At 51.3% G+C, this 19,509-nt stretch carries 17 protein-coding genes; 9 read left to right on the top strand and 8 right to left on the bottom strand.

Features of this window, described 5'->3' with window-relative positions; translation table 11 throughout:
• Positions 1–6: 6 nt before the first annotated feature.
• Complete coding sequence (locus tag CHB83_RS11760) at positions 7–1,536, bottom strand: hypothetical protein (protein ID WP_089332758.1); 1,530 nt, start codon at positions 1,534–1,536, stop codon at positions 7–9.
• Positions 1,537–1,641: 105 nt separating this feature from the next.
• Positions 1,642–1,875, bottom strand: a complete 234-nt coding sequence (locus tag CHB83_RS11755) for a hypothetical protein (protein WP_045688969.1) — start codon at positions 1,873–1,875, stop codon at positions 1,642–1,644.
• Between the two features lie 145 nt (positions 1,876–2,020).
• On the opposite strand from CHB83_RS11755, the gene murI reads away from it, so the two are divergent.
• The 5 genes from murI to CHB83_RS11730 all read left to right on the top strand — a co-directional run bounded on the left by murI (position 2,021) and on the right by CHB83_RS11730 (position 9,231).
• On the top strand, positions 2,021–2,851 hold the full coding sequence (gene murI, locus CHB83_RS11750) for a glutamate racemase (protein WP_089332757.1): 831 nt from the start codon (positions 2,021–2,023) through the stop codon (positions 2,849–2,851).
• Between the two features lie 108 nt (positions 2,852–2,959).
• Positions 2,960–3,646 (top strand): hypothetical protein, encoded by a 687-nt coding sequence (locus CHB83_RS11745; protein ID WP_052695284.1) that lies wholly within the window; start codon positions 2,960–2,962, stop codon positions 3,644–3,646.
• A 14-nt stretch (positions 3,647–3,660) separates the two neighbouring features.
• The gene (locus CHB83_RS11740) at positions 3,661–4,842 is read left to right on the top strand and encodes a glutathionylspermidine synthase family protein (protein WP_089332756.1); all 1,182 of its coding nucleotides are present in this window, start codon (positions 3,661–3,663) and stop codon (positions 4,840–4,842) included.
• A 709-nt stretch (positions 4,843–5,551) separates the two neighbouring features.
• Complete coding sequence (locus CHB83_RS11735) at positions 5,552–8,698, top strand: beta strand repeat-containing protein (protein ID WP_089332755.1); 3,147 nt, start codon at positions 5,552–5,554, stop codon at positions 8,696–8,698.
• Between the two features lie 263 nt (positions 8,699–8,961).
• Complete coding sequence (locus tag CHB83_RS11730; protein WP_089332754.1) at positions 8,962–9,231, top strand: hypothetical protein; 270 nt, start codon at positions 8,962–8,964, stop codon at positions 9,229–9,231.
• A 92-nt stretch (positions 9,232–9,323) separates the two neighbouring features.
• Here CHB83_RS11730 and CHB83_RS11725 read toward each other — a convergent pair whose 3' ends face one another.
• The 4 genes from CHB83_RS11725 to CHB83_RS11710 all read right to left on the bottom strand — a co-directional run bounded on the left by CHB83_RS11725 (position 9,324) and on the right by CHB83_RS11710 (position 11,982).
• Complete coding sequence (locus CHB83_RS11725; protein WP_045688045.1) at positions 9,324–9,650, bottom strand: HesB/IscA family protein; 327 nt, start codon at positions 9,648–9,650, stop codon at positions 9,324–9,326.
• 100 nt (positions 9,651–9,750) lie between these two features.
• The gene (locus tag CHB83_RS11720; RefSeq protein ID WP_089332753.1) at positions 9,751–10,161 is read right to left on the bottom strand and encodes a hypothetical protein; all 411 of its coding nucleotides are present in this window, start codon (positions 10,159–10,161) and stop codon (positions 9,751–9,753) included.
• A gap of 92 nt (positions 10,162–10,253) precedes the next feature.
• Positions 10,254–10,670, bottom strand: a complete 417-nt coding sequence (gene iscU / locus CHB83_RS11715) for a Fe-S cluster assembly scaffold IscU (RefSeq protein ID WP_045688046.1) — start codon at positions 10,668–10,670, stop codon at positions 10,254–10,256.
• Between the two features lie 97 nt (positions 10,671–10,767).
• Positions 10,768–11,982 (bottom strand): IscS subfamily cysteine desulfurase, encoded by a 1,215-nt coding sequence (locus CHB83_RS11710; RefSeq protein ID WP_089332752.1) that lies wholly within the window; start codon positions 11,980–11,982, stop codon positions 10,768–10,770.
• Between the two features lie 153 nt (positions 11,983–12,135).
• Between CHB83_RS11710 and mce the strand changes: the two genes are divergently transcribed.
• From mce to CHB83_RS11695, 3 genes are all read left to right on the top strand, one after another.
• Positions 12,136–12,543 carry a methylmalonyl-CoA epimerase gene (gene mce / locus CHB83_RS11705; RefSeq protein ID WP_045688048.1) on the top strand — a complete coding sequence of 136 codons (408 nt, stop codon included), beginning with the start codon at positions 12,136–12,138 and terminating at the stop codon, positions 12,541–12,543.
• 81 nt (positions 12,544–12,624) lie between these two features.
• Entirely contained in the window at positions 12,625–13,206 is a 582-nt protein-coding gene (locus CHB83_RS11700; protein WP_089332751.1) for an L-threonylcarbamoyladenylate synthase, read from the top strand.
• Between the two features lie 39 nt (positions 13,207–13,245).
• The gene (locus tag CHB83_RS11695) at positions 13,246–14,664 is read left to right on the top strand and encodes a CCA tRNA nucleotidyltransferase (RefSeq protein WP_089332750.1); all 1,419 of its coding nucleotides are present in this window, start codon (positions 13,246–13,248) and stop codon (positions 14,662–14,664) included.
• A 318-nt stretch (positions 14,665–14,982) separates the two neighbouring features.
• On the opposite strand, the gene CHB83_RS11690 is transcribed toward CHB83_RS11695, so the two are convergent.
• The gene (locus tag CHB83_RS11690) at positions 14,983–17,685 is read right to left on the bottom strand and encodes a PspC domain-containing protein (RefSeq protein WP_089332749.1); all 2,703 of its coding nucleotides are present in this window, start codon (positions 17,683–17,685) and stop codon (positions 14,983–14,985) included.
• Between the two features lie 48 nt (positions 17,686–17,733).
• Positions 17,734–18,099, bottom strand: coding sequence for a PadR family transcriptional regulator (locus CHB83_RS11685; RefSeq protein ID WP_045688052.1), 366 nt, complete (start codon positions 18,097–18,099; stop codon positions 17,734–17,736).
• 309 nt (positions 18,100–18,408) lie between these two features.
• Between CHB83_RS11685 and CHB83_RS11680 the strand changes: the two genes are divergently transcribed.
• Positions 18,409–19,506, top strand: coding sequence for a putative type IX sorting system protein PorV2 (locus CHB83_RS11680; protein ID WP_052695122.1), 1,098 nt, complete (start codon positions 18,409–18,411; stop codon positions 19,504–19,506).
• Positions 19,507–19,509: the final 3 nt, after the last annotated feature.

Below are 19,509 nucleotides of genomic sequence, written 5' to 3'. Positions count from 1 at the left end.
AGTTGATTATCCGCCGCCAGTACGCTGGTATAGCCTACACTGGTAAGCGCAGCGCCACAAGTGAGCCCGCTCTATGGGGCTGAAGTTTTCAAATGTATAGGCCGGAAAAGAGAAGAAGTGAGGAGCCTCAAATAGCAATTGATAATGAACAGGTGGAGGTATTAGTTGGCATGGGCCGGTTGGCAATGGGTAGGGATAGGTAAAATTGACAAGTAATAGAGAATCAGATGTGTCTTGCGATAGGTCATATTGTGCACTTGCAGGTGGGTAGTTCAGCGTAGACTGAACTCTGCCCTCATTAAGGTAGCGTAGTGGCACGGCAGAAGTTACAGCATAGCTTGCTAGTACATCAAGTGGATACGCTATCTGCGTGTACCTCCACCAAAAGTTGCCTAATTCTATCAGTGCTGCTACTATCACTAGTACACTAACTTGATTGCGTAGCCGCTCTCGTTGCACAGAATATTCTAAAGCTACACCGGCATAGAGCACTATGAAGGGCATAAAGAAATGCACAAGGCGACCATAGAAAACCATCTTATGTGCAAAGAAGCCTAGACTAGCATGCACTAGCCACCCAGCTACTACAGCTAGCCCTATAGCTTGAGATGCTGAAATCGGTTTAGTTAGAACGATGCCTACTCCTACTATGGCCCCGATAAGCAGTATCACGCCCAGTACTCCTTCTACATGCCAAACATATTTGGGTAAGAAGGAAAAACTCTCAGCAAAGTCGCCTTGTGTGGGGAGATAAGGGGGGCTCTGCAATGTGCGGAAATAGGAAATGTGACCGAAGCGTGTCAGCAGCTCTAGTGGGATAAATACTGTGCCTGCACCAACCCCGAAAGCTCCCATTGCAGCTAACCATTGACGACGCTTAGTTGCGGTCAACACTAATGCTGCTGGTACAATCAAACCGAAATAATAGCCTGGATAGGTAGCAAAAGCTACTAATGCCAATGTGCCCGCAACAAAACCCCGGCGGTGTGCACTCCACGATCTTGCTTTTGGAGCTGTTAGCAACACCATCAAGAGCAGGGTAATACCCAACGCCATATCATAGGGTAGGAGGTGCCGCACGTACAACTGTGTACTTCCCAATGAAGAGTACACAAGCACTACAGCCACTGCAACACGACTTGTAAGCCATCGATGGGCGAGGTAGCCTAGCAATACTAGGTTGCATATAAGCACCAGCCAATTCATGAGTTGGGGCAACAGGAGAGAGAAGGGCGCGGTAACGGGCACTCCCCACACGTTATGTAGAAGTACTTGCAAGCCGGCAACCGGCAACCGAAAAATAGCATCGGCCGGACGTCCCTGAGTATCTGCTAAGTGCAGACAGGCTTGCTCAGCATTACCACTCGCCAGCGCCTCTACTGCTTCTACAGGTTGGAGATACCGCTCTTCGTCTGGAAAGGCCAACGCGCCACCATTTCGTAATCCATACAGGCGGACTAGTAAAATGAGTAGCAACAATACTCCAGGCCATACAAATTGGTGCCTAAAAAATTTTAACGACACCTTGCTGAACATAGATAGTAGATGAATTATTGCCTATACACGGATAGGTATTAGCAAGGTGCCAATGCACCCGCAAATAGTAGGTTACAGCCAGAAAACAGGTCGAGCTGAGAAGGGCTAAATCACCCGAACTCGGTCGCGGTGCGTGTCGTCGCGTAGTATTTCCAGGCCCCGGTAGGCTAGCGGCCGGCCGGTATTGTGCGTTAGGTCGCCGCCGTCAGCGTGCAAGTAGGCCACATCGAGCACTAGTTGCGTGTATTTCCGTTCGCCTAACTCAATGGCAACAGGGCGGCCGCGGCTGGAATCGAAAGCTGTCAGGGCCTGATCTATTTCCTCCAGAATCTTGCTCATGCGACCAATATAGGAAAATGGCTAAATCTGCACGTAAAGTACCACAAGAAGCGCGTAAGATGTAGACCAGCTCCAACGCGCGGTAGACGGACCAGAACCACTCACTCTCGCTCCTGCGCCCGCGTTATGTACCTTCGCCTCCGCTATGGTACTTACAACTCCTGACCTGACCTCCCGTCCCATTGGTGTATTCGACAGCGGCATCGGTGGCCTCACTGTGGCGCGGGCCGTCAACCGCGTGCTTCCCCACGAGCGGCTCGTGTATTTCGGCGATACTGCGCACCTCCCGTACGGCGACAAAAGCACGGCAGCTATCCAGGCCTATTCCATTAAGATATGTGACCTGCTGCTCAAGCAGCAGTGTAAGGTTATTCTGATTGCCTGCAACTCGGCCTCGGCTGCCGCTTATGAACTCGTGCGCGAGTATGTAGGGTCGAAAGCGCGAGTGCTTAATGTGATTGATCCTATTGTGGCGCACATTGGCCAAACGTACGCCGGCCGCACAGTGGGCCTCATCGGTACCAAGCAAACGGTAAATAGTAATGTGTACCGGAAGAAGATAGACGACCTGAATGCCGAAGTACAGTTGCAAAGCCTGGCTACCCCTCTCTTGGCACCTATGATTGAGGAAGGCTTCTTTGAGAATAATGTGAGTGACAATATCATTCAGTCCTATCTCACCAACCCTATACTGCAGGGAATTGAAGCCTTGGTATTGGGATGCACTCACTACCCCCTTATCAAGCAGCAAATTGCCGACTACTACCAGGGGCACACGGAAGTCCTAGACGCTTCTGATGTAGTAGCTGAGCACGTGCGGCGGTACTTGCTAGAGAATCAGCTGGCAGCGGCCGAAAGCCAAACAGCACCCATGCATCATTTTTACGTATCCGATTTCACGCGTTCCTTTGAGGAGAGCACCCGTATCTTCTTCGGTCAGGAAGTGCATTTGGAGCATTATCCCCTGTGGGAATAAGGCAATTTGTAGAGCCTACTCCGTAGTGGGTGACGACAGCTGATAGCCGTGGTAAAGGGCCTCGGTGCAACCATTTTTCTAGAAAGTAACATCCTACAGTCATTCGCTATGAACAAACCTTACTATCCTCTTGGTGATTGGCGCCGGAATGTGCTGCTGATAGCCGCGGCAGCCAGCTTCGGCCTAGTATTACCCGCTTGCTCCGGTGGATCGTCCGACGCTGAAACTGCAGCGGCAGGCGACTGGAGCAACGGGGATTCGTATTCTCAGGGCGTTTTGACGGAAATGACCGAGGTACAACCCGGGCAATGGAAGATTACAGCCGAGCGCCCCGCGGGCAAAGAGGAGGTCGCCGCCATCCTACATCACTTTGATGGGAAAGTAGATACGTTGCAAGGCCAAGCCCTGCAGCGTCAGATGCAGGATTATAGTCGGCAGCATACCGAAAACCGCGTAGGAGGCACTAGCATGATGGACGTGCTCATGTGGAGCGGTATCGGGTACATGGCCGGGCGTTTCCTTACCCCTCAGCCCTCTTACTATGCAAACCCAGGCGTTTTACAGCAGAATATGGGGTGGCGCGGCCGAGTGGCTCAGGAGCGGGACCAAGGCCGCGGATTCTTTGGCCGTGGGTTTTCGGGCAACCGTACTACTACTTCGTCCGGAATTAGACCTAGTAGTACCGTGACACGCAACACGGGTTATGGTCGTAGTAGTATTCGCAGCAGCGCCCCACGCTCCAGCCGCAGTAGCGGATTTGGTAGCCGTGGTGGCAGCCGTGGATTTGGAGGCTAATTGACAGGAAGGAAATGAAGCAGATTCAACTATTACCATTAGCTGGTGATGTAGGGCCTGCGGTGCGGGCCTTGGGGTGGGAATGGGCCGTAGAAGATGCCTGCCAGCACTACGTAGCTCGCGAAGCCGTACAACTTCCTGAAGCCGCCGCCGACGAGCTTTTTGATGCTACCAACACGCTATATGAGTTGCTAGTACAAAGCATCCCCGATCCTATTCCTGATGAGCTGCTCCGCACCTTCTGCATTCCAGAAAACCTGTGGGCTGCCGTGCGACACTCTTGGAACGACGAGCGTCATTGGCACTTGTATGGGCGGTTTGATATAGCTCAAACGCCTGAAGGGCCCAAGCTACTTGAGTTCAATGCTGATACGGCTACTAGTATTCCCGAAACAGCCGTGGTGCAGTGGGCCAGCTTAATGGCGGCCGGATTGGCCAATGAAGACCGCCAAGCCAACGGTCTGTTCGAAGGACTACAGGAGCAGCTCAACCGCTGGCGGGAGCTAAACGAGGATTTGGAGCCTACCCTGTTGCTGGTGCATTTACCTGATAGTGCGGAGGACGTAACGAATTGTGCCGTTGTAGCTGCCGCTGCGCAGGAAGTGGGATTCAGCTATGTGCATGTTTGCTCGGTAGACGCCATGCAAGTATCAGTAGTAGGGGAGGAGCGGGGAGTATGGGCTGAAACGGCACTAGGCCAGTGGCAGCGCTTTGGTTTTTTGTTTAAACTGGTACCCTGGGAGTTCCTGGCTGAGGAAGAACCAGATTTGACGGCCGACCTCACTCAACTCCTGCAGAGCCGTGATGTAGTCGTGGCTAATCCTGCTTACACGCTACTATTTCAAAGTAAGGCTATCCTGGCGTGGCTGTGGCAATGTTTTCCTCATCATCCACACTTGCTAGAAGCGAAACTAGACAGCCCACTGCCAGGGCGTTGTGTACGTAAGCCGGTACTAGGTCGCGAAGGTCAAGATGTAGCCGAAATTCGCGAAGGAGTTGCTTTGCCTACTACCGCTGGCGACTACGCAGAGCAGTTAGCTATCTACCAGACGTTTGCAGAATTGCCAGCCGACAGTGAAAACAGATTGTACCAAGCCGGTGTGTTCTGGACAGGAGAAGCGTGTGCCATAGGCTTCCGTAGAGCAGCCGGTTTTATCACGAACCTATCTGAGTTTGTGCCACATGTAGTATCCTAATGGCAAAGCTCAAGCATACTCCGCAACTAAAAAACTACGAAAATATTGTTATGGTCAGAAGGCTGTCCGGTATTACAAGTAGAATATAGGAGTATATATTTTTATGATAAAAGAAAATAGGCGGGATAGAACTTAAACAAGCAGGGGCCTAAGGCCATATAAATTGCTAAGCAACACTATTTATAGCCGAGCTTCTAGTAAAAAGACATGCAGATACGTGAGTAATAGGCTCTAATAGCTACTGAATTGATATAGATGTACAAGCACTATTTCCTGCGTAAATCCTACCAAAAACGTCTACAGTAAATCTATAGCGAGATAATGAGGATATATAGTATAATTTGTATTATCTAAATAATTTGATTGTAATTTTTATTTTTATTCTACGTAAGGAACTATGCCCAGAAAGCATCAAATTTGCATGTTCTTTCGACAGTTGAGGGATAAACACGCTAGTCAACTAATTTAACAATAGGACACTACTGTATACAAGCTCATCATCTTGGCACGAAATATGACCACTGACGCGGCGTTTAGCTTGTACATTCGTATAAAATAAATCAAAAAATGACTAAAAAAAATACTAGTCTATTTGTTTTGTGCACACGTATGTGACCCTTGATAAAACTTCCCTAATTCCTTGGTGCCTACTGCTCAGACAAAGCAGAAACGCCATTAGCACTTTGTAAAACACTTCTTTCCATAACTCATGAAAAACAAATACTTGAGTAACCACAAGCGCGGCCATTTGAGTCGATTGTGGGTTCTTCTGGTAATGCTTTTAGCTTTGCCGAGCTTTGTGCAGGCTCAGATTACACCCAATCCTTCAACCACAGAGACTTCCCCAGATAGTTTTGGCGAAGTGCAAGTAGGCTTAACATCGTCGCCTAAGCAGTACTCCTTCACAGGTGCTAATCTAACCGGCAATATTACAGTTAGCTTTTCCAACGCCGCATCTTTTGAAGGTAGCACTGATGGAGGTACTTCGTATTCTAACTCTTTGACTTTACCTTCTGCAGGAGGTAACTTTCTCGTGCGTTTTCGTCCTTCTTCGGTAGGAGAGACAAATGGTCAATACATTCAGGCATTTGGGACAACGGGAGGAAGACAAGGAGGAGCAGTACAAGCATTTATAGATGTAAAAGGTACTGGTGTAGCAGGTACTCCTACTATCACGGTAAACCCAACCGCGCTGGGTTTTGGTAACCAAGTTATCAATACTACTTCTTCCTCTATGAGTGTAGCCGTTACGGCTACTTCCCTGACAGCACCTGTCGTTGTTACAGCTCCCACTGGCTTTTCAGTAAGTGCTACAGCCAATGGGACATATAACCAGACGCTTAGTCTAGCCCAAGATGGTAATGGTGCAGTAAACACTACTATATATGTAGCTTTCACGCCTACCGCTGCGCGGAACTACGTTGATGCTGTAACTTTCACCAGCCAAGGAGCAACTACTCGTAACGTAAGCGTTTCTGGTACAGGGGTGTTACCTCCTGCCAGCCTCTCGGCATCACCAAGATCCTTAAGCTTTGGTCAGCTTCAGGCTGAGCAGGTTAGTACTCCTCAGTCATTCACTGTAACCGGCTCAAACATAACTTCAGACGTTACAGTAACAGCTCCTAATGGCTTTGAGATTCGGGTAGGTACATCCGGTGCATTTGTTCAAACGGTAACCCTTACTCCGACGAACAACACTGTTAACACCGCACTGCAAGCTCGATTTGCTCCTGCTACTGGTGGTACCTATAACAGCAACATTACGATAGCAACAACGGGTAATGGCGGTGCTACTGCTCTAGTAGCCGTTACTGGTGAGGCTACCCCCAGACCTACTGGCCCCTTCATCTCAGCAAACCCTACTTCGCTAGATTTCGGTACTGTATCTAGCAGTGGATCTGCCCAAGTTCTTTCGTTTACGGTAAACGCAGGCAACTTAACTACTCCGTTAGTTCTGACTGGCTCAAGGTCTAACATTGTATTCCGCGACGCTACGGCTGGTGGTAACTTTACAACTGGCCCTCTAACTATTGCTCCTAGCAACGGTACCGTCTCACTACGCACTATCGAGGTTCAGTTGGCTGGTCGTATTGATGCAGGACCTTTTAGTGGCGATATCACTGCTAGCAGCACAGGTGCTACAAACGTAGTAGTAACTATCTCTGCAAACAGCACGGGTAATAACTCGGTAATCAACGCTTCGGGCGTTCTTGCCCAGTTCTCCACTGTTCCTGGCGTTGCTTCCTCTGTGCAGTCTTATCTGTTGTCGGGAACAAACCTACTACAAGACATTACGGTTACAGCTCCCTTGTATTTCCAGGTATCGTTGGAGCCGAACTTCGTTGGAATTACTACGACTGGTAACTCTATCGTTGTTCCGCGTAATACCAGCAGCGGAGATGTAGCAGAAGTATCGGTGTACGTACGCTTTCTGCCAGATGCAGCTTTAACAACGTCTTCGTTGATTTTAAATGCAAGTGCTCCTGCTGTATCACAAGGTATTCCTGTTGCGGGTACCAGCGAGCCTTCTATTGAGTTGCTTAATGGCCTGCAAGAAATTCGCAACGTCATTGTTAACACTACCTCTGCCTCTCAGGCACTAATTGTCAATGCTCAGCGTGTTCTTCAACCGGTAGTTATCTCGAAGAGCCTAAGCACGAACCCGCTGAACCCGCTTGGAATTCAGCAGTTCGAACTGTCATTGGATAATGTGAACTTTGCGAGTACGGTAACTCTAACTCCGGACACAGTAACTTATACGATCAACCGGCCAGTGTATGTGCGGTACCGGCCTACTTACTTAGGTACTGCTCAATCGACGCTTCAGTTCCAGAGCAACGACTTCTCCAATAGATCTACGCAGAGCTTTGCCAGCAATGGCTTGCTTTCCGGCCGTTCCATCGATAACGAGCCAACTCTACGTAGCACTCCTACGGTATCTCGCACTGGTACAAGTGTAACGGTGTCATTTGCAGGGTTGCCTTCCGATTACGCTACGCAAGGGTACGGTGAAGGTCGTATCATTGTAGCCAGCACAAACCCCGAACTGGCAGCCAACAATCAGCCTCAGGATGGTAGATCTTACCAAACTGGTAACCAAGTTTACGGTCGTGGTGACCAGATCTTCGCCGGATACTATGTAGTGTACGCTGGTCCTAACCAGTCTACCGTAATCGAAGGATTTGATCCAGGGGTTACGTACTACTTCTATACTTTTGAGTACAACAACATTGACAACAACTTCAATGTGAGCGTACCCGGTGCTGAAAACTATCTGTCGCCGCCAGTGCCGAATACCATCCCTGGTGTTATTGCCCCAGGTACTCCCCTACCAGTAACGCTAGTATCTTTTGACGCTAAGCTTCGTGGTAATCAGGTTGCCATCACTTGGAAAACGGCTAGCGAGCTTAATAATAAAAGCTTCGAGGTGCAGCGTAGCAGCGATGCAAAAGCATTCGAAACGATTTTGTCACGCGAAGGCAAAGGCACCACAAATACGGCTACTAGCTACAACGCTACTGACACCAAGCCTTTGGCTGGTACTTCGTACTACCGCTTGAAGCAAATTGACGTGGATGGTACTACCCACTATACCGCTCCGGTAGCAGTAACCAACATCAATGGTGTGGAGGCAGTAATGTATCCTAACCCAGTAGAGAATGTACTCACCATCCAGTTAGGTGCTTCAACGGAAGGCTTGAACGCCGTTATCACCGACATGACAGGTCGTATAATTCGTACTCAGAAACTAGGCGCCAATGGCGAACTCAATATGAGCGAACTGCAATCTGGCTCTTACTTGATATCAGTAGGAGAAGGTGATGCAAAAGTTACTCGCCGCATCGTTAAGAAATAATCCTTCGGGTTTATAAGTTGAAAAAGGCCTCCTGAATTCAGGAGGCCTTTTTGTTGCTAGAAGGGTAGGAGTTTGCTTCCGGGATAGTTGAGCCTACAAACAATTATGGAGCGTTGTTACCTCTATAAGGCAATACTCCACAGGTATAAGAAGTGTACTAACACTTATAAGCGTAACAATTAAAAGTGAGAGCGAATGAGACCTTTTTCCTGTTTCATAAGTATAAGGCCAACACATTGACTTTTCACTACTCCCATTGACCTATGAAAACTTCCTTCAAAACGTTGTTAGCGGCTGCGGCCTTCGCAACATTTGCTACTACTGCTTGCTCTGAGAAAACGCAAGAGAATGCTGAAGCAACGGCTGAAAGTGCAGCTAGCGACGTAAGCAATGCCACTGAGAAGGCTGCCGATGCTACTAGCAACGCCGCAGATAACGTAGAGTCTGATATGGCTCCAGAAGCTGGTGATACAGCTGTAGTGCAGAATAAAGAAACCGAAGGCTTAGTAGAAGAAACACCCGCTAAGCAATAGGTAGCTGTAGCTACGGTTACTCACACCTTACCAACAAAAAAGCCCCTGTTCCAGTAACAGGGGCTTTTTTGTTAGCATACATCCAAGCGTAACTATACGGAGAAACTCTCGCCGCATCCGCAGGTGCGAGATGCATTGGGGTTGTCAAAGAAAAAGCCCTTCCCGTTCAAACCGTCCGAAAAATCGAGTTGAGTACCAGCTAAGTAGAGGAAGCTCTTCATATCCACTACCACACGCACACCCTTATCCTCGAACTCCTGGTCCATGGGCTTTACCTCGTTGTCGAAATCAAGCTTATAGCTGAGGCCAGAGCAACCGCCACCAGCCACTGAGGCTCGCAAACGGTAGGTGGAGTCTAGCTCTGCATCGTGCATGAGCTTTTCAACTTTCTCCTTGGCTTTATCAGAAACAGTAATCATGGTGAAGTGAGGCTAGCCCACATCCTGAATGCCAACTCGGCAGCGGTGTGGAATTTCTACGGATAGAACATCAAAGATAAGATCCTTGTTCAGAATTATTCTAAGAACTAGGATTGAGCACCACGCTAAATACAGTAATTGTGTTTAAGTCGCGGCCGTAGTACAGCTTATCCAGTGCTTCGTAGGCGTTATGAGCCCTAAAATAAGAGGTCTGAAGCTCCTTGTCACCCCGGGCTCGCCACTGAATGGTATAGGAGCTCTCCTCATCACGGAAACGCTGCACATAGGCCAGCATCTTGCGCAGAACATCTAACCTATCATATCCGGTCTCGTAGCGGAACAAGAAGCTCTGCTGGTGGCGCGGATTTACCGTAATAAGGTCTAGCCGTGTTTGAGCATCTAACTGCCGAAACTCAAACAGTAGATTACCCGGACCAAGTCCTAGGTAGTCTTCTATTTGACGCTGGATGCGGGCGCTTTCTACGTGTACGTCGGAGGGAGTGACGTCCATAGGATAATGAATTAGATAGGAGAAACAAAAGGTGAGAACCTAGGCGTAATGCTTGCCTAGATTCCCACCTTGTATCTTTTTGCTTCTAACGCTTAGTGGTGCGACTTAGCCATTTCTAGCTCAGGTAGCCCATTCTTTACGCGGTAGTCATTAATAGCAGACTTAATAGCGTCTTCGGCCAGTACGGAGCAGTGGATCTTAACGGGCGGCAACGCTAACTCTTCCACAATCTCCATGTTGTCGATGGCTAGTGCCTCATCAACCGTCTTACCTTTCAGCCACTCCGTAGCCAAGGATGAGGAAGCAATGGCAGAGCCACAGCCGAAAGTTTTGAATTTGGCGTCGGTGATGGTGTTGGTGTTTTCGTCTACTTCAATTTGCAGACGCATTACGTCGCCGCACTCAGGGGCGCCAACTAGGCCGGTGCCTACGTTCTTTTTGCTTTTGTCCAGCGTGCCCACATTGCGCGGGTTGCTGTAATGGTCGATTACTTTATCGGAGTAAGCCATGATGTGTAAGGAGAAATTAGATGTGAGGCGTGAGACTACTACAGAACAGACAAAAGAGTCTCACGGCTCAAGTCTGTACTCGTTTGTTTCTTCTAGATTAATGCTCGGCCCACTCAATAGAGTTCAGGTCGATGCCTTCCTTGAACATCTCCCACAGAGGAGACATTTCGCGCAGCTTGGTAACGGCTTCTTTTACGTGGTTAATGGCGTAATCGATTTGCTCGTCGGTGCTGAAACGGGAAAGGCCAAAACGTAAGGAGCTATGCGCCAAGTCATCGCTCAAACCTAAGGCTTTCAGTACATAAGATGGCTCTAAGGAGGCAGACGTACAAGCCGAACCGGATGATACGGCTAGGTCTTTTACGCCCATCATGAGGCCCTCGCCTTCTACGTACTTAAAGGAGATGTTAGCAACGTGAGGTAAGCGGTGCTCACGCGAACCGTTTACATAGCTTTCCTCCAGGGTTAGGAGCTCACGCTCCAACCGGTCGCGCATAGCGCTCAGGCGTTGCGTGTCGGCCTCCATTTCCTGCTTGCAAAGCTCACAAGCTTTACCAAGACCTACGATACCTGGTACGTTAAGAGTACCCGAACGCATGCCGCGCTCGTGGCCACCGCCGTCCATCTGGGCGGTTACCTTCACGCGAGGGTTTTTGCGACGTACGTACAGGGCGCCTACGCCCTTGGGGCCGTACATCTTGTGAGCAGTGAAAGCCATTAGGTCAATGCCATCGGCAATGACATCTACAGGAACTTTGCCTACTGCCTGGGTGCCGTCCGTCATGAAGAGGGCGCCGTGCTTATGGGCAATGGCTGCAATTTCGCGGATAGGTTGGATGGTACCCGTTTCGTTGTTGCCGTACATGATGGTCACCAGAATAGTCTGGGGCGTCATGGCAGCTTCCAACTCTTCCAAGCTAATCAGGCCTAGCTCATTCACGGGCAGGTAGGTAACCCGGCCTCCAAGCTTCTCAATGTGCTTGCAAGTATCCAGAACTGCTTTGTGCTCCGTGGTAGCCGTGATGATGTGGTTACCCTTTTGAGAGTACATCTCAAACACTCCTTTGATGCCAAGGTTGTCCGACTCAGTAGCACCTGAAGTGAAGATGATTTCTTTGGGGTCGCAGTTAATTAAGCCGGCGATTTGCTCGCGAGCATAATCTACGGCTTCCTCAGCGGCCCAACCAAACGGGTGGTTGCGCGAGGCTGCGTTGCCGAACACCTCGGTCAGGTACGGCATCATGGCCTCCAGAACGCGTGGATCAAGCGGCGTGGTTGCGTTGTTATCGAGGTAAATAGGTAGCTTGAGCATGGCTCGGGGTTCTGGTTTCAGCGGAGAATCATTCGTAGGTAGAACACTAAAACTACAGAACAGGTTTTAGTTTCTTCCCACATTTGCACTACAAAAGTAGAACAAATACAAAGAAGCCGCACCATACGGCTAGCTTGCATTTTCCTCCACCCTATGCTCACCAATCTCGAACATCTAGGCCTCGCAGTTAATGACCTGGAAGCTGCTACTTCCTTATATACGGCGTTGCTGGGCCAAGCTCCTTATAAGCGCGAACACGTAGCCTCTGAAGCAGTGGATACTGTGTTTTTTCAGGTGGGGAGCTCCAAGATAGAGCTGCTGGCCGCTACCTCATCTGAGAGTGCCATCAGCCGCTACCTAGAGAAGAAGCCCGAAGGTATTCACCACGTAGCGTTTGAGGTAGATGATATTTGGGCCGAGATGGCCCGGCTCCGCACGGAGGGATTTGTACTTCTGAACGAGGAGCCCAAACGTGGCGCCGACAACAAACTGGTGTGCTTTGTGCACCCCAAATCAGCGGGCGGCGTATTGGTGGAACTGTGTCAGGAAATAAAGCAGTGAACTGTCTGCTCATTTGCGTGCACTGGTGTAGTGCACACAACCGCCCTTACGCACGGTGATGACTAATTCTCTGTTGATAGGATGAACGCTAAATTTTTTCGTGAAGAGGTGGATGCCGCTGTGGATGCGCTTCTTATGCAGCAAGTGATTCTCTACCCCACGGACACGGTATGGGGCATTGGGTGCGATGCCGAAGTTCCGAGGGCGGTAGAACAAGTGTACAAGCTCAAGAATCGACCGGCAGAAAAAGCATGCATTGTGCTGGTGGCTGATGAGCAGATGTTTGCTCGCTACGCCGATGTAGTGCCCGATAATCTGCCAGACCTGCTAGCAGCCCAAACGCGCCCTACTACCTACGTAGTGCCTGGTAGCCGTCATCTGGCTCCTAACCTCCTAGCTGCCGATGGTACCATTGGCCTGCGGGTAGTGCTCACGGATGAGTTTTGCCGCCTGTTAATCCGGCGCCTTGGTCATGGCCTAGTATCTACTTCGGCCAACTTGAGCGGGGAGCCTAGCCCTACTACGTTTGCGGAAATAAACCCCGCGGTAGTACGCAAAGCAGACTATGTGGCCTATTGGCGGCAAGACGATACTACCCCGGCGGTACCATCGCGCGTGGTGCGGGTGCTGGCCGATGGAGGCATAGAAGTGCTACGCGACTAAACCTGGAGGCCGTACCTTTGTCGCTCAACGACATTGCGCATGAACACTCCACAACTTCCCGACCTACCCCTGTTTCGAACTATTGCTGATGCCGCCGGCGAACTGGGCTTCCCAGCTTACGTCATTGGTGGGTACGTGCGAGACCTCGCGCTGCGGCGGGAAAGTAAGGATGTAGATGTTGTGTGCGTAGGGGATGGTATTCAGTTGGCTCAACTGGTTGGCCGCAAGCTGCCGGGTCGGCCCCGCGTGACGGTGTTTAAAAACTTCGGCACAGCAATGCTGCCCACGCCCGAAATTGAGGTGGAGTTTGTGGGCGCCCGTAAGGAGAGCTACCGGGCCGAAAGTCGGAAACCGGAAGTGGAGGCGGGCACCTTAGAGGAAGACCTAGCCCGGCGCGATTTTACCATCAACGCCCTTGGGTTAAGCTTAAACCCAGCTGACTTTGGGGCGCTGGTAGACCGATACGACGGAATAGGGGACTTGCAACGCAAGCTTATCCGCACGCCTCTTGACCCGGATATTACTTTTTCCGATGACCCCTTGCGCATGCTACGGGCCATCCGTTTTGCTACTCAGCTTGATTTCGATATTGACCCAGATACGTTTGATGCCCTAGCTCGCAATAAGGAACGCATCAAGATTGTGTCGCAGGAGCGGATTACCACGGAGCTGAACAAAATTATTATGGCCCCGAAGCCCAGCTATGGCTTTAAGCTGCTGTTCAGCTGCGGCCTGTTGCAACTTATCTTTCCTAAGATGGCGCAACTGCAAGGGGTAGAGAAAGTGGGGCAGCACGCGCACAAAGACAACTTCTACCACACTCTGCAAGTGCTCGACAACGTAGTGGCAGCCGGGGGCGACTTATGGCTGCGCTGGGCCGCCATCTTGCACGATATTGCCAAGCCGGCGACCAAGCGCTACGACAAACGGGTAGGCTGGACGTTTCATGGGCACGAGGACAAAGGTGCCCGCTGGGTTCCAGGCATTTTCACTGACCTCAAATTACCCCTCGGGGAAGAAATGCGCCAAGTGCAGAAGCTAGTGCGCCTGCACTTACGGCCTATTGCCTTGGTGAAGGAAATCGTGACTGACTCGGCCGTACGCCGACTGCTATTTGAAGCTGGTGACGATATTGACCGCCTCATGCTGCTCTGCCGCGCCGATATTACCAGCAAGGACCATCAGCGCGTGGCGCGCTACCTCCGTAATTTCGACGTGGTAGAGGAAAAGATCAAGGAAGTAGAAGAGAAAGACCATCTGCGCAATTTCAAGCCCGTCATTACGGGCGAAATCATCATGCAGACGTTTGGCCTCAAGCCCAGCCGTGAGGTAGGAGAGTTGAAAGAGGCCCTGCTGGAAGCTATCCTGGAAGGCAGAGTGCGCAACGAGTATGACGATGCCTTTGCTCTGCTGATAGAACTAGGTCAGCAGAAAGGCCTGGCAGTAGTTTCAGCATAAAACAGCGCGGTTGGGGTACCCAGTGCAGGGCACACCCAACCGCGCTACGGCAACACATAAGGAAAGGAGGAAGCTGTAGCCCGCCTGTTGCAGCAGGGGGTGGGCTAGCAGCTTCCTCCGGGTCTTACCTTCACTCACTAAGTAGACCCCTTATTCGTATTCTTCCAATGCTAGATGCGTCTGATGCCAGTACCGTTGCTCAGGCCCAGCATATTTTCGGGCAAGATTCAGATAGTAAGGTGTGAAACGCATGAAGAGAAAGAGGGTTGCAGCCATCCGCCTCCGGGGCGCTAGGGCATCTAGCTGATAAGGTATAGGTTACTCGGAATCAGAAATTTTGGTGACGTGAGAAGAACCGCTCAATTCTTGTTGGACATTATCCGGGTCACCAGCGTAGAGTACGTCACTGTCACCGCTGAGGTCAACACGTAATTGCTCCCGTACCCGAACTTTCGCTTTACCCAAACCGCTCATCTCTATCTCGGCGCGGCGGGCAGGCAGGCGAAGGGCGTTGAGTTGGCAGGCCCCGGAGGCGTCCACACTCAGGAAGGTAGCTTGTCCAGTGAGGTCAGTACGACAGGCGCCGCTCATGTCAATGGACAGGTTAGGCACATTTACGTCCAACGCTGCCACGCAGGCACCGCTTTGTTCAACTTTCAAATCCTCATTTTGGAAGCCAGCGGCGTTGAGGCGGCAAGCACCGCTGAGTTCTACTACTCGCAGGGTAGGGAGGGTGATGCGGATGAGCACGGGATGCTGACTAAACGATAGGCTGGGCATAAAGCCCACGTCGCGAGAGCGTATTACAAGTTGGTCACCGTCGCGGGTGACGCGCAAGCGGCGCAGGTCCCGGTCGCTACCAGCAGCTTCTACCTTGAACTCGTTGCCCTGCCGGACGTGCACGTAATATGCTCCGCTGGCCTCAATGCGGGAGAAGTCGCGCAGGTCGGCGAAGGAGCGCCGGCCGCTGCCGTACCGAGCCGGATCGGCGGAGAATTGGGCTGCTTTCGATTCTACATCAACCCGCACATTGTCGCCATCTTCATCCGTATGAATGTTGATGTGCATATCAGTGTCAGTGCTGTCAGTGTCTGCATCAGCCTGGCCAGCTTCGTAATCCGCATTAGGCTCGTCGTAGCCACCGTCGTTGGAGTCACCACGCAAGTCTTCCTCAGTGCAGCCAATGCACTCAATTTTGCTACCCCGCAGGCGGTAGGTATGCTGCTCAGGGTGAATGGGCGCGCGGCCGTTTACGTAGTTGTCATCTTCGAGCCAGTTGGAAAATGATTCGTTCATGCGGAATGTCCGGTCACGTGGAATCAGCAAGCGCAACTGCATTTCCTGGCCGCGGAAACGGGCACCGGGTTGGAAGGTATAGTGGTCGTCGATGCTGAGCGTAGAGTCATTGGGCATCCGGATGGAGTGCGCTACGGAGGTAGCGGCCGTCTGGCGGGCGTCTTCTTCCGTGGCGCCTTTGGCAGAAATAATGCGCTCCAAGCGAGGCGTTTGGCCACTATCTACCGGAACTAAGTCCAGATCAACCCACTCCCCATTATCCGAGTAACGACGATCTAACACGAGTTGGGCGCTAGTAAGAGGAGACAGGTTCGTAGACTGGGTTACCTCCGCCTCATGCTGAAACTCGCGGGCCAAGCGGGTGCCAGCTACGGAGCTGCCTACAATGCCCAGTAGCCACAAGCCCAGTAGGGTTAGCGAGGCAGTGCGCGTTAGGATGGTGCGGCGGAGTAACAAGCCCAGGCCCGCGAGCAGCAGTGCCAGTGCCGGTATGGCCGTCATCAAGAAGAAGCACACTACAGCCCAAGGCGAAAGGCCATTGAAGAACGTGTAAGCGGGTAATGGGCCCATGAAAACGTTATCCGATTCTGGAATCATACCCAGGCCTACCCCCAGCATAATCAGGAGGGCCAACAGCAGGAAAAAGCCGGTGATAGTCATCACGCCACCCACAAAAACCCGGATAGCAGATCCTAACAGGTTGATTAGTGGACGGATATTCGTGAAGAAGTTTTCTAGAAAGGTGCCTACGGGCCGATTGTTTACGGGCGTGGCACCTTCCTCAAAAGGGCTGTTACGCAGGTTGTTATCGAGAGCCGATAGGGTTACAGCATCGCCCCGCATGCGGAGGCGGTCAGAAGCCGTTTTCGCCTCCGGTAAGAGAATCCACAGGATGATATAGAGCGGCAAGGCGAAGCCTCCGGCAAACAGACCCACGATAAACAGAATCCGGATCAGTACCACATCAGTCTTGAAGTAGGCGGCCAGCCCCGCCGAAACACCTCCGACTTTGCCCGTATCCGTGTCGCGGTAGAGCTTCTTGAATACGGGGTCCTCGTCCGTTGGCGTGCCATCGAAGCGAGTAGGCAACACTACCCAGAGAATGATATAGGTTAGAACGGATATTGCTGGTAGCTTCTCGCTGAAATTTTCCAGTGGAGTACCATCCAGCAGGATAGGAAACACAATCATCAGCGCCAGAAACCCCAGCCGAATCCATAAGGGATTGACGGCGAAGTAGCGGGCCAAACCAGCTGCTACCCCTGCCACTTTGCGATTGGCCATGTCGCGGTAGAGGCGCTTGGTGCCGTCCTCTTCCTCGGCAGCGGCCGCCGTAGTAGCCGATTTTGCATTGCTTCCGGCCGAGTAGCCAGCAGAAGGGCGCGAACCGGTGTAGGTACCCTGGGCCGAGCCACTGGCTACGGCTTCGGCCAGGATTTCCTCGTCATCCTCGGCTTCGTCGGCCGTTTGGAAGTCACTAACGCGGCCCATTTTAGCCGTCATAGCTTCTACGTCTTCCAAGGTGATGACTTGCTTGAGGCCAGAGAGGCGAGCTGCAAACAGCTCGGCAATGCGGCTCTCAATATCGGCCACAATTTCCTCGTGGCCGCGGTAACCGCTAAAGTGGGTTTTCACTTCCGCTAGGTAGCGGCTGAGCACGTCGTAGCCATCTTCCTCAATGTGGAAGATCATGCCCTGAAGGTTGATGCTGATGTTCTTTTTCATCTCAGTGCTGCAACTATTCGGGAAAAACTAGGAAGCGGGCGGGTCAGCTTACAGCTGAACTACCGCGGGCGCGCTACCATTGGAGTGAGGCTTCTGGCGGATAATGCGAATGGAGTCTTGTACTTCCTCCCAGGTAAGTCGCAGCTGGTGCAGGAACTCTTGGCCGGCTGCGGTGAGGGTGTAGTACTTGCGGGGCGGGCCACTGGTAGATTCTTTCCAGGTGTAGTCCAGCAGGGCGGCGTTCTTGAGGCGAGTCAGCAGCGGGTAGAGCGTGCCTTCCACCACAATCATGCGGGCGGAAGTAAGCTCTTCGAGCATGTCCGACGCATAAACCTCCCCGCGGGCAATGATTTCCAGAATGCAGAACTCCAGGATGCCCTTCCGCATCTGCACTTGGGTGTTCTCGACTTTCATGGGCTGAGGCAGATATCGGTGAAGAATGAGTCAAAGGTAACTAAAGGTACTATGTAAAACAAGGTACTAGTAGAAATAAATTTTGGTTGCGTTTCTCGAATTGATTTTCATGACCAAAAAGGAATCGATTTGGTACTTAGGCCAGATGCAGCATTACTGGCCTGCAACCTGAATAAGCCTTATCCGCTGATTCAGCACGATTTATGCGTGTGGTAGAGCTTTGTTTTCAGAAGCCCGCACTATAAATATGTATCTTGCGTTCCTGCTGCGGTTTATCATGTCACGTCGGAATTATTTGTTCTAACTTCTATGCACCACTTTACTCGTTGTGCTGCCCTAGCTGTGGGTATTGGCTTGAGTATGGGCGTTCTTTCTCCAGTTCTCGCCCAGGATAAAACTCCCAAATACAGCAATGAATTTCTCAACGTCGGGGTAGGGGGCCGGGCCTTAGGGATGGGTAAAGTCCAAGTGAGCTTAGCCGATGATGCCACGGCTGGCTATTGGAACCCCGCAGGCTTAGTAGGCCAAAAGCATAAATACGACGCGGTGCTGATGCACTCTGAGCTGTTCTCGGGCATCGTAAAAAATGACTACGCAGCATTTTCTACCCCGCTAGACGATAAAAGCGCCATTGGTGTGAGTCTGCTCCGTTTGGGTGTGGACGATATTGCCGACACGCGCGACTTGTATAATGAGTATGGGTACGTTGACTACACGCGTATCCGCTACTTCTCAGTAGCGGATTACGCCGTATTGCTATCCTATTCGCGCAAGATTGCCAACATTGAGGGCCTGCAGGTGGGAGCCAACGCGAAGATCATCTACCGCAACATCGGCGACTTCGCCAATGCCTGGGGATTTGGGGTAGATGCTGGGGTACAATATACCCGCAACAAGTGGCGCTTGGGCTTGATGGCCCGTGACATTACAACCACCTACAACGTGTGGTCAGTGGATGCCGAAAAACTGCGCGGGTCAGCATCACTTGTGGACACCATCTCAACTAGTAGCGCCGAGATTACGCTGCCACTCTTTGTGTTGGGGGTTGCTCGGCAGGTACAATTGCCCGGCGAGTTTACTGTGCTTGGCGCCGTAGACCTGGAAATAAACACCGATGGTCAGCGCAATACTCTGGTTTCCTCGAAGGTAGTAAGCTTAGATCCTCGCGCAGGGGTTGAAATTGGTTACAAACAACTTGTATACCTGCGGGGTGGTATCGGCAACGTGCAGCAGATTCAGTCCTTCACGGGCAAGGAAGAGTGGAAGGCCCAGCCCAGCCTAGGAGTGGGGGTAGCACTAAGCGGTTTGCGCGTAGATATGGCCCTTTCGCGTCTGGCAGTAGAGAAATTAGGCCAACGCTCCCAGACCAATTCCATTATTGTTTCGCTAGGCTACGGATTTAAATAACTG

The organism is Hymenobacter mucosus, assembly GCF_900188255.1.
Taxonomy (GTDB): Bacteria; Bacteroidota; Bacteroidia; order Cytophagales; family Hymenobacteraceae; genus Hymenobacter; species Hymenobacter mucosus.
The sequence above is the reverse complement of the archived record's forward strand: the minus strand, read 5'-3'. Positions and strand labels throughout refer to the sequence as shown.

Excerpts from the sequence above, each read along its gene's own strand:
- mce (WP_045688048.1), top strand. The coding sequence starts at position 12,136 with ATGCTCACCAATCTCGAACATCTAGGCCTCGCAGTTAATGACCTGGAA.
- CHB83_RS11690 (WP_089332749.1), bottom strand. The coding sequence starts at position 17,685 with ATGAAAAAGAACATCAGCATCAACCTTCAGGGCATGATCTTCCACATT.
- CHB83_RS11700 (WP_089332751.1), top strand. The coding sequence starts at position 12,625 with ATGAACGCTAAATTTTTTCGTGAAGAGGTGGATGCCGCTGTGGATGCG.
- CHB83_RS11685 (WP_045688052.1), bottom strand. The coding sequence starts at position 18,099 with ATGAAAGTCGAGAACACCCAAGTGCAGATGCGGAAGGGCATCCTGGAG.
- CHB83_RS11725 (WP_045688045.1), bottom strand. The coding sequence starts at position 9,650 with ATGATTACTGTTTCTGATAAAGCCAAGGAGAAAGTTGAAAAGCTCATG.
- CHB83_RS11730 (WP_089332754.1), top strand. The coding sequence starts at position 8,962 with ATGAAAACTTCCTTCAAAACGTTGTTAGCGGCTGCGGCCTTCGCAACA.
- CHB83_RS11735 (WP_089332755.1), top strand. The coding sequence starts at position 5,552 with ATGAAAAACAAATACTTGAGTAACCACAAGCGCGGCCATTTGAGTCGA.
- murI (WP_089332757.1), top strand. The coding sequence starts at position 2,021 with ATGGTACTTACAACTCCTGACCTGACCTCCCGTCCCATTGGTGTATTC.
- CHB83_RS11740 (WP_089332756.1), top strand. The coding sequence starts at position 3,661 with ATGAAGCAGATTCAACTATTACCATTAGCTGGTGATGTAGGGCCTGCG.
- CHB83_RS11680 (WP_052695122.1), top strand. The coding sequence starts at position 18,409 with ATGCACCACTTTACTCGTTGTGCTGCCCTAGCTGTGGGTATTGGCTTG.
- CHB83_RS11720 (WP_089332753.1), bottom strand. The coding sequence starts at position 10,161 with ATGGACGTCACTCCCTCCGACGTACACGTAGAAAGCGCCCGCATCCAG.
- CHB83_RS11760 (WP_089332758.1), bottom strand. The coding sequence starts at position 1,536 with ATGTTCAGCAAGGTGTCGTTAAAATTTTTTAGGCACCAATTTGTATGG.
- CHB83_RS11755 (WP_045688969.1), bottom strand. The coding sequence starts at position 1,875 with ATGAGCAAGATTCTGGAGGAAATAGATCAGGCCCTGACAGCTTTCGAT.
- CHB83_RS11695 (WP_089332750.1), top strand. The coding sequence starts at position 13,246 with ATGAACACTCCACAACTTCCCGACCTACCCCTGTTTCGAACTATTGCT.
- CHB83_RS11710 (WP_089332752.1), bottom strand. The coding sequence starts at position 11,982 with ATGCTCAAGCTACCTATTTACCTCGATAACAACGCAACCACGCCGCTT.
- iscU (WP_045688046.1), bottom strand. The coding sequence starts at position 10,670 with ATGGCTTACTCCGATAAAGTAATCGACCATTACAGCAACCCGCGCAAT.
- CHB83_RS11745 (WP_052695284.1), top strand. The coding sequence starts at position 2,960 with ATGAACAAACCTTACTATCCTCTTGGTGATTGGCGCCGGAATGTGCTG.